This is a genomic window from Streptomyces sp. NPDC059398 (assembly GCF_042751845.1).
GTDB lineage: Bacteria > Actinomycetota > Actinomycetes > Streptomycetales > Streptomycetaceae > Streptomyces.
The window spans coordinates 1-8,964 of sequence record NZ_JBHYWP010000049.1 but is presented as its reverse complement, the minus strand read 5'-3'; the positions used below and the strand labels follow the sequence as shown (position 1 = coordinate 8,964).

Below are 8,964 nucleotides of genomic sequence, written 5' to 3'. Positions count from 1 at the left end.
TCACACTCTCTGTGTGCGCGGGTGGGGGGGGGGCGTACAGCGCGCGGCGCGCCCCGGGGCCCCCCCCCCCCCCCCCGCGCCCCCCCCCCCCCGGCCGGTCATGGCATCGGGCGTCCCCGCCGGCCGGTCACGGGGACCGCGGGTCAGATGAGGTCCACCAGGTCGGCGATGGAGTCCACGACCGTGGTCGGCCGGTACGGATAGCGGTCGACGTCGGCCTTGGCCGTCAGCCCGGTGAGCACCAGGAAGGTCTCCATACCGGCCTCAAGACCCGCCAGGACGTCGGTGTCCATCCGGTCGCCGATCATGGCGGACGACTCGGAGTGGGCGCCGATCGCGTTGAGCCCGGTGCGCATCATCAGCGGATTGGGCTTGCCGACGAAGTACGGGTCCTTGCCGGTCGCCTTGGTGATCAGGGCGGCGACGGAACCCGTGGCGGGCAGCGCACCCTCCGGGGACGGGCCGGTGTTGTCGGGGTTGGTGGCGATGAAGCGCGCCCCGTTGTTGATCAGCCGGATCGCCCTGGTCAGCGCCTCGAACGAGTAGGTCCGCGTCTCGCCGAGGATCACGAAGTCGGGGTCCGCGTCGGTCAGGACGTATCCGGCGTCGTGCAGCGCCGTGGTCAGCCCGGCCTCGCCGATGACGTACGCGGTGCCGCCCGGGTGCTGGTTGTCCAGGAACTTGGCGGTCGCGAGGGCGGAGGTCCAGATGTTCTCCACCGGCACGTCCAGGCCGATCCGCTGCAACCGGGCGCGCAGGTCACGCGGGGTGTAGATCGAGTTGTTGGTGAGCACAAGGAAGGGCTTGCCGGTGTCCCGCAGCTTCTTGATGAAGGCATCGGCTCCCGGCACGGGGACGCCTTCGTGCATCAGTACGCCATCCATGTCCGTGAGCCACGATTCGATGGGCTTGCGCTCTGTCATGCGGGCTGGCTCCTGGCGGCTCGGCGTGATGGTCACCGGAGGTCCGAACGGTACGGGGGCTCCGTGGCGGCCATCCTATTCACGCCGGTCCGGTGGCCGGAACGGGCCGCCGTCCGACAGCAGCTCCACGATCGGACGTATGTGCGCCTTGCCCGGGATGCGGGATGAACCCGGAGGCACCAACCTTCGTAACAGGAGGTTCACCATGCGTCTGATATCCGTCACTCTCTGTGCCGCTACTGCGGCCGTGGCTGCCCTGACCCCCGCAGCCGCGATCGCGGCCCCGGCCGAAGGGGCATCGGGGACGGTCACGGTCAGCCCGTCCGTCATCGCTCCCGGCGAGGAGGTGGACCTGAGAGTGAGCTGCAAGAGCGGCAAGCCGTACGGCAGGTCCGACGCCTTCGACTCGCAGGCCGAGTTCTCGCCCGCCGCCGACCGCGGCTCCATGTACGCCGCCGCGCGGATCCGCGCCGACGCCCAGTCCAGGGACTACTCGGTCCAGGTCAAGTGCGGGCACACGACCGTGACCGGCACGATCACGGTCGTACGGGAGGGCGGCGGCCACCACCGCCCGATGCCGCTGATCACCCCGACCGCTCCCGTCCACGCGGGGGGCGGGGCCACCGCCACGGTCGCGGCGCAGGAGGCGGCTCCGGGCTCCGGGCACACCGTCGTCGGCCTGGTGCTCGCCGGGATCGCCGCGGTGGCGGTCGCCGGGCGCAGCGTCCGGCGCCGGCGCAACAGCTGACATGTCGTCCGAGGGCTCGTCTTCGGGCGGCGGACGGCTGCTGACCGGGGTCGCCTGGGCCGTACTGCTGCTCGGGCTCTGGCTCTGGGGGCGCCAGATCACCGAGGGCCCCGAGGGCAGCTCGGGGCCGAAGACCGGGGATGTGGCCGCGGTGGGCCGCCCGCTCGGCGTCTCGCTCCCACCGGCCCATGACCCGCTCGCCGGGGTGCGGCCGCAGCGGGTGCAGATCCCCTCGGTGGGGATCAACGCCCCGATCGTGCCGCGCGGGCTGGACTCCCACGGTGCGGTCGACCCGCCGCCGTTCGAGACCCCGGACGAGGTCGGCTGGTTCGGTGGCGGCACCCGTCCCGGTGCGGTCGGGGCCGCCCTGCTCGTCGGCCATGTCGACACGAACACCAGGAAAGCGGTCTTCTACGGTCTGAGCGCGGTCCGCCCCGGTCAGAAAGTGCGGGTGACGGGCTCGGACGGCTCGGTCAGCGAGTTCACCATCGATGACGTCCAGGTCTTCCAGCGCAGCCACTTCAACGCGAAGAAGGTCTACGGGGAGCGCGTCCACGGCCGTGCCGAGCTGCGGCTGATCACCTGCGGCGGCTCGTTCGACCGTACGACGCGGGCGTACAGCGCGAATGTGGTGGTCTCGGCCTACCTCACGGGTGTGCCCAAGGGGTGAGCGGCGGGCGGTGCGGGCGCGTATCCGCACGGCCTGTACGGGTGTCCGTCCGGGCGCCGTGACCTGTTTGATCTACTCGGTCGCACTGTTTTGGCCGAATCTGTCTGAACCGCTCAGAATTCACCGTGGGATTTACCGGAGGGGCGCCCGGCGGGCGCCCCTCCGGTCTGCTGTGTGCGGCGGGCCGGCCCCTGCGGTGTTCGCGGGCGGGGCGTGCGGCGGGTGCGCGCGTGCGCCCCGGTGGGTCGTCAACTCGCTTGCGCACGGAGCGGATTGGGGCGGGCCCGCCGCGCCGGGACTGGGTGCCGCGCGGGCGGGGGAGGCTGAGAGGGAGGGCGGGACCGGAAGGGGAGACAACGGCCGAAGCCCCCCACCGCGAGGTGAAGGGCTTCGGTATCGCGTGCGCCGCCAGGGACTCGAACCCCGGACCCGCTGATTAAGAGTCAGCTGCTCTAACCAACTGAGCTAGCGGCGCCTGCTGACCTGGAGAACTTTACCGGACCGGCGTGGGTGCTCGGTACCTCCCGGCGGATCATATGTTCGTTTTCTACCCATTCAATCCGTCAAAATGCGATTCGTCCGCATAGTTGAGAAGCTGACGATCATGCAGATGTGCCTGTGCAGAATCTCGACTAGGCGGAGGGGACAGGTATGACGGTTCCGGTCTTCGAGGAGTACGAACCCGAGAGCGACTGCGGCTGTGCGGGATGCGTCGCCTGGCGCCGCTCGGCCCTCCACACCCTCTCGCGGAGAGAGGGCGGCCACCCGGCGGCCCACGGCGCACGGCGCGCGCTCGTGCTGGCGACCGCCGCAGGGGTGGTGCTCGGCGGGGGGACCGCCGCCGCTGCCGCTCCCGGCCCCGGCGGCCAGGGCCCGGAGCCGGCCGTGGCGCCCACCGCCCCCGCGAAACTGCCGGCCACCACCCGGTCGGCGATCATCAACCGGGCCAGGACCTGGGTGGCGGCCAAGGTCCCGTACCGCATGGACAGGAAGTGGAAGGACGGCTACCGGGAGGACTGTTCCGGCTTCGTCTCGATGGCCTGGGGGCTGAGCGGCAGTGAATGGACGGGGAACCTGGCCCAGTACGGGGTGCGGATAGACAAGAGCGAACTCCAGCCCGGCGACATCCTGCTGTTCCACAACCCGGCGAACCCCAACAAGGGCTCCCACGTCACTGTCTTCGGCGGCTGGACCAATTCCGCCCACACGTATTACCTGGCGTACGAGCAGACGAAGCCGCACACCCGCGTGCAGTCGACCCCGTACGCCTACTGGTCGCACTCCAGCCGCTATGTGCCCTACCGCTACAAGGGGCTGCGGACCGGCACCGCCGGTTCGAAGCCGGGCAGCGCCTTTCCCGGGGCGAAGTCCTTCGGCAAGGGCGCGAAGAACGAACACGTCACCCGGCTCGGCCGGATGCTCGTCGCCCGTGGCGGGCGCCGTTTCTACCAGCAGGGCCCCGGGCCGCGCTGGGGTACGGCCGACCGCCGGGCCACCCGGGCCTTCCAGCGGGCCCAGGGGTGGACCGGCTCCGCGGCGGACGGGCTGCCGGGCCCGGCCACCTGGAGCCTGCTGGTGAAGGGCGGCGGGAAGGACATCCCGGCCGCCGCGAAGAGCGGCGCCGTCGGTGCGGCGGCTCCGGGGCGCACGGGCCGGCCGGCCGGTACGGGCAGGCCCGCCGTTTCGAGCAGTCCCGCCGGTACCGGCAGCCCGGCCGGTACGGGCAGGCCCGCCGGACCCGACCGTACGGGCGCCGGCCATTCCAACCCTCACACCACGCCCGCCACCACCGCCCCCACCGCGCTCCCCACCACCCCCATCACCCCTGCCAGGCCGACGAGTTCGGCCGGTTCGGCCACCCCAGCCAAGGCCGCCCCAGCCAAGGCCACCCCGGCCAAGGCCGCCCCGGCCAAGGCCGCCCCAGCCAAGGCCGCCCCCGCCAAGGCCGCCCCAGCCAAGGCCGCCCCCGCCACCAGTGCACCGAAGGCCGCGGCCTTTCCCGGTACCGGGCACTTCAGGCCGGGGCGGTCCGGCGCCGACGTGGAGCGGCTCGGCAAGCAGCTGGTGAAGAAGGGCTTCAGCAAGTACTACAAGGCCGGTCCCGGACCCCGTTGGTCCGAGGCGGACCGGCGCAACGTCCAGGCGTTCCAGCGCGCCCAGGGATGGACCGGCGCGCGGGCCGACGGATATCCGGGCCCCGAGACATGGAGGCGACTCTTCGCATGACCGAGACGACAGCACCAGGTGAACACACCGAGTTCGGCGGGCGGGCGGTACCGGCCGGGCCCGCCGGGCAGGAAGAGGAGTCCACCGGACACACCGGCCAGACCGGGCCGGCGTGGAGCGAAGGACCGGCCGGGGGCCGGCCGGCGATGCGCAGGACCTCCGTCATCATGAACGAGTCCACCACCGAGATCCCCGTTCACCTGCTCTTCCGGGACGACGCTCCCGGTGCCGCGGCGACCGGCGCCCGGACGGTCGGCCGGCCCGCCGGTCACTCCGGGATTCCCGCGGGGCCGAAGCGCGGACCGGCCAGGACGGACACCCGTACCCAGCCCGCCGTCAGGCCCGCACCGCCCGCCGACCCCCGGCTCTCCGAGCGCACCGGAGCCGCGCTGCCCGGCGCCGTCGCCCTGCTCGGCGGCGCCGCCGCGCTCTCCGGATGCGCGGCGGTGCTGTGGAAGGCCGGGGCGCTTCCGGCACCGCTGGCCTCGCTGCTGCGGCTGGACACGATGCCGTACGGCGGGGTCGGGCCCGGGGCTGCCGGGGCGCTCGCCGTGCTCGGCGCCCTGGCGCTGTTCGCCTTCGGCGGGATCGGGCGCGGGCGGGTCGGCCAGGTGTGGGTCCTCTCGCTCTTCGGCGACTACCGGGGGAGCGTCAGGCGGACCGGGCTGGTGTGGACGAACCCGCTGGTGCTGCGCCGCCGGGTCGACGTACGGCTGCGGCACTGGCGGAGCGAGCCGCTGCCCGCGGTCGACGCCGACGGCACGGCGCTGCGCGTCGTCGTCCTGGTGGTGTGGCGGATCAAGGACACGGCCAGGGCCACGTACGCGGTGGGGGACCACGAGGCGTATCTGTCCGAGCAGACCGAGGCCGCGATGGCGCGGGTGCTCTCGCAGCTGCCGGCCGACGCCTTCCACGAGGACGGGCCGACCCTGCGCGACAGCGAGGCCGTGGGCGACGCGCTGACCCGGATGCTGAAGGCGGAGACCTACCCGGTGGGCATCGAGGTGTTCTCGGCGCAGCCGACCAGGATCGAGTACGCCCCGGAGGTGGCGGATGCGATGCGGCGCAGCCGGGTCGCCGCGATCGACGCCCGGCACCGGGAGACCGTGCTGACCTCGGTGGTGGACGCGGTGGACGACACGGTGACCCGGCTGACCGCACGCGGTCTTGTCGAGCTGGACGTCTACGAGCGCAACGCACTCGTCCGGGATCTGACGGTCGCCTTCTACTCGGGGCGTGGCGGCGCCGCTTCCTGAAGCCCGGCAGACAGCCGCCCGCGCCCGCCTCCCCGGAATTGGTGGAGACCTGTCTTTGATATGGACACGGCGAACTGACGTCCATACTCTGAGCCTTGGTCTAGACCGCAGCTCGGCACACACCGAACTCCCCCAAGTTCCGAGGAGTGCAGCATGCGCAAGAGAATAGGTGCGGCCGTGGTCGGCCTCGCCGTGGCGGGCGTATCCCTGCTCGCCACCGGCAGCGCCAGCAGCCACGGGTACACCGACCAGCCCATCAGCCGTCAGAAGCTCTGTGCCAACGGCACCGTCACCAACTGCGGTGCCATCCAGTACGAACCGCAGAGCGTCGAGGCCCCCAAGGGGTTCCCCGGCGCCGGGCCCGCCGACGGCAAGATCTGCTCCGGCGCGCACGACGACTTCGCCCAGCTCGACGGGGCGAAGGCGCCGAACGGCAACGCATGGCCGACCACCAAGCTCACGGGCGGTCAGGCGTACACCTTCCGCTGGCAGTTCACCGCCAGGCACGCCACGACCGACTTCGAGTACTTCATCACCAAGAACGGCTGGGACGACTCCAAGCCGCTCACCCGGGCCGACCTCGACCCGCAGCCTTTCATGACGGTCCCGTACGGCGGCAAGCAGCCGCCCGGAACCGTCTCGCAGCAGGGCACCATCCCCACTCAGAAGTCCGGCCACCACGTGATCCTGGCCGTATGGAACATCGCCGACACGGGCAACGCGTTCTATGCCTGCTCGGACGTCAGCCTCTGAACGAGCGCCGCTGAACGATCGCCTCCGAGGGGGCTCCTCCGGCGGTCCGTCTCTGACGGGTCATCCCTGACCGTTCATTTCTGACGGGTAGTCAATTACCCTCCTCCGCCATGAGGAGCGCAGAGACCTTCGCGGAGCTCGTACAGCGCCAATGGGGCGATCAGCGACCGGGGCTGAAATCCGGTGACCTGGTCCTGAGCCACCATCAGGTCGCTTCGGGTGCCGCCGTGCGGGCCGCGCTCCTCGTGGATCTGCTCCCGGCCGGAGCCGAGCCCCATATCGGGGTGCTGCTCCACAACACCCCGGAATTCCCGCTCTGGCTGAGCGCGGCGGCCCTCGCGGGGGCCGCCGTCGCCGGCATCAACCCCACCCGGCGCGGCGCGGAACTGGCCCGCGACATCACCCACACCGACTGCCGGGTGCTGATCACCTCGCAGGAGCTGCTGCCGCTGCTCGACGGTCTTGAACTGCCGGGCGTACGCATGCTGGTGACCGGCACCCGCGCCTACCGCGAGCTGCTCACCCCCTACGCGGACGCCGTACCCGGCGAAGCCGTCGCGGCCCCGGTCTCCCCGTCGACACGGATGCTCCTCTACTTCACATCGGGCTCGACGGGCGCGCCCAAGGCCGCGATCTGCACCCAGGGTCGGCTGGCGGCCGCCGGACGCTCCCTGGCCGGCCACTTCGGGACCGGCGGGGACGACGTCCACTACATATGCATGCCGCTGTTCCACGGCAACGCGGTGATCGCCAACTGGGCCCCGGCCGTGGCGGCAGGCGCCGCCGTCGCACTGCGCCCCCGCTTCTCGGCCTCCCGCTTCCTGGACGACGTACGGGCCCATGGCGCCACGTACTTCACCTATGTCGGCCGCGCCGTGCAGTACCTCCTCGCCACCCCCGAGCGCCCCGACGACCGCGTCCACCCGCTGCGGACCGGTTTCGGCACCGAGGCGGGGGCGGTGGACGCGGCGCGCTTTGCCGAACGGTTCGGTGTGCGGCTGGTCGAGGGGTACGGATCGTCCGAGGGTGGCGCGGCCGTCCAGCGCACCCCCGGCACGCCCCCGGGCGCGATCGGCCGGGCGGCACCGGGCGACGACCTGGCGGTGGTGGACCCGGACACCCGCGAGGAACGCCCACGCGCCGTCTTCGACGGGAGCGGCCGTCTCACCAACGGGACCGAAGCGATAGGGGAGTTGGTCAACCGGGGGCCCAACCCCTTCGAGGGGTACTGGCGCAACGAGACCGCCGAAGCGGACCGCAGGCGCGGGGGCTGGTACTGGACCGGCGACCTCTTCTACCGCGATGCCGGGGGCTTCCTCTACTTCGCGGGCCGTACGGACGACCGGCTGCGTGTCGACAGCGAGAATCTGGCCGCCGCCATGATCGAGAACATCCTCGCCCGCTGGACCGGGGCGGCGGCGGTCGCGGTGTACGCGGTACCCGACCCGGTCGCCGGTGACCAGGTGATGGCGGCGCTCGCCCTGCGCGAGGGCGCCGCCTTCGACCCGGTGGCGTTCACGGACTTCCTGCGCGAACAGACCGACCTGGGAACGAAGATGACGCCCTCCTACGTGCGGATCGTCCCCGCGATGCCGGTCACGGCGACCAACAAGGTGCACCGCGTCGGGCTGCGCCGGGAGGGCTTCCGCTGCGCCGATCCGGTGTGGCGCGCGGCGGACGGGACGTACGCACGGCTGACCGCCGGGGACGTGGAGCGGCTGGTGGCGGAGTACGGGGCGCGGGGACGCGCCGACCTGCTGAGCCGGTGACGCCGCGGGCCGGGGAGAGAGGGCGGGCAGCGGCTCCCGCCCCGGCCCGCCCCGGCCCGTGAAGGGAGCGCGGGCGGGCAGCGGCTCCCACCCCGCCCCGGCCCGACCTTGCCCGTGAGCGCGTGAAGCCGGTGAAGCCGGTGAACGAGGATCCCTACGCCGCCAGTTCGGCCGGCGCGGTCGCCTCGTGCCCCACCGCGTTCTTCCGCCCCCGCAGCAGCGCCACCGTCAGCACCGCCCCGGCCAGCAGCAGCACCGCACCACCCGCCGCCGCGAAGTGCATCCCGTGCACGAACGCCGCCCGCGCCAGCTCCACCAGACCCGGTGTCCCCACGGCCCGCGCCCCGCCCAGCGTCTCCCGTGCCTGGTCGGGGGCGGACGCCGGCATGTCGGCGCGGTAGACCGCCGTACCGATCGAGCCGAGGACCGCCATCCCCATCGCCCCACCGAACTCCTGCCCCGTTTCGAGGAGCGAAGCGGCCGAACCCGCCTTCTCCACGGGGGCAGAGGCGAGCGCCATGTCGGCGACCAGCGCCATGACGGTCACGATGCCGCAGCTGCTCACCGCGGCCCCCGCGAGCAGCAGCCAGAGTGAGTCCGTACCGGTGAGGTTCAGTAC

The 8,964-nt window shown here is 72.4% G+C and carries 7 protein-coding genes, 1 tRNA gene and 1 pseudogene; 6 read left to right on the top strand and 3 right to left on the bottom strand.

Translation table 11 applies throughout. The features are described 5' to 3' along the window. Window positions 1-143: 143 nt before the first annotated feature. Window positions 144-923, bottom strand: coding sequence for an HAD-IIA family hydrolase (locus ACFXBC_RS18760; protein ID WP_385025016.1), 780 nt, complete (start codon window positions 921-923; stop codon window positions 144-146). 205 nt (window positions 924-1,128) lie between these two features. Here ACFXBC_RS18760 and ACFXBC_RS18755 point away from each other — a divergent pair, with 205 nt between their 5' ends. Then, a complete protein-coding gene (locus tag ACFXBC_RS18755) occupies window positions 1,129-1,671 on the top strand; it encodes a hypothetical protein (RefSeq protein WP_385025013.1) in 543 nt (180 codons plus the stop codon). A 1-nt stretch (window position 1,672) separates the two neighbouring features. After that, complete coding sequence (locus ACFXBC_RS18750; protein WP_385025009.1) at window positions 1,673-2,341, top strand: class F sortase; 669 nt, start codon at window positions 1,673-1,675, stop codon at window positions 2,339-2,341. Between the two features lie 401 nt (window positions 2,342-2,742). Here the strand turns inward: ACFXBC_RS18750 and ACFXBC_RS18745 are convergent. Next, a tRNA-Lys gene (locus ACFXBC_RS18745) sits at window positions 2,743-2,816 on the bottom strand. A 176-nt stretch (window positions 2,817-2,992) separates the two neighbouring features. Here ACFXBC_RS18745 and ACFXBC_RS18740 point away from each other — a divergent pair. From ACFXBC_RS18740 to ACFXBC_RS18725, 4 genes are all read left to right on the top strand, one after another. Continuing rightward, a complete protein-coding gene (locus ACFXBC_RS18740) occupies window positions 2,993-4,567 on the top strand; it encodes a peptidoglycan-binding protein (RefSeq protein ID WP_385025006.1) in 1,575 nt (524 codons plus the stop codon). After that, on the top strand, window positions 4,564-5,823 hold the full coding sequence (locus ACFXBC_RS18735; protein ID WP_385025003.1) for an SPFH domain-containing protein: 1,260 nt from the start codon (window positions 4,564-4,566) through the stop codon (window positions 5,821-5,823). Before ACFXBC_RS18740 ends, ACFXBC_RS18735 begins: the two co-directional genes overlap by 4 nt. A 153-nt stretch (window positions 5,824-5,976) precedes the next feature. Beyond that, a complete protein-coding gene (locus ACFXBC_RS18730; RefSeq protein ID WP_385025000.1) occupies window positions 5,977-6,576 on the top strand; it encodes a lytic polysaccharide monooxygenase in 600 nt (199 codons plus the stop codon). 110 nt (window positions 6,577-6,686) lie between these two features. After that, a complete protein-coding gene (locus ACFXBC_RS18725; RefSeq protein ID WP_385024997.1) occupies window positions 6,687-8,345 on the top strand; it encodes an AMP-binding protein in 1,659 nt (552 codons plus the stop codon). 154 nt (window positions 8,346-8,499) lie between these two features. Here the strand turns inward: ACFXBC_RS18725 and ACFXBC_RS18720 are convergent. Then, window positions 8,500-8,964, bottom strand: a pseudogene (locus tag ACFXBC_RS18720) (MFS transporter); the annotation flags it as partial.

Coding starts and splice junctions, on each gene's coding strand:
- ACFXBC_RS18725 (WP_385024997.1), top strand. CDS start 6,687: ATGAGGAGCGCAGAGACCTTCGCGGAGCTCGTACAGCGCCAATGGGGC.
- ACFXBC_RS18735 (WP_385025003.1), top strand. CDS start 4,564: ATGACCGAGACGACAGCACCAGGTGAACACACCGAGTTCGGCGGGCGG.
- ACFXBC_RS18730 (WP_385025000.1), top strand. CDS start 5,977: ATGCGCAAGAGAATAGGTGCGGCCGTGGTCGGCCTCGCCGTGGCGGGC.
- ACFXBC_RS18760 (WP_385025016.1), bottom strand. CDS start 923: ATGACAGAGCGCAAGCCCATCGAATCGTGGCTCACGGACATGGATGGC.
- ACFXBC_RS18755 (WP_385025013.1), top strand. CDS start 1,129: ATGCGTCTGATATCCGTCACTCTCTGTGCCGCTACTGCGGCCGTGGCT.
- ACFXBC_RS18750 (WP_385025009.1), top strand. CDS start 1,673: ATGTCGTCCGAGGGCTCGTCTTCGGGCGGCGGACGGCTGCTGACCGGG.
- ACFXBC_RS18740 (WP_385025006.1), top strand. CDS start 2,993: ATGACGGTTCCGGTCTTCGAGGAGTACGAACCCGAGAGCGACTGCGGC.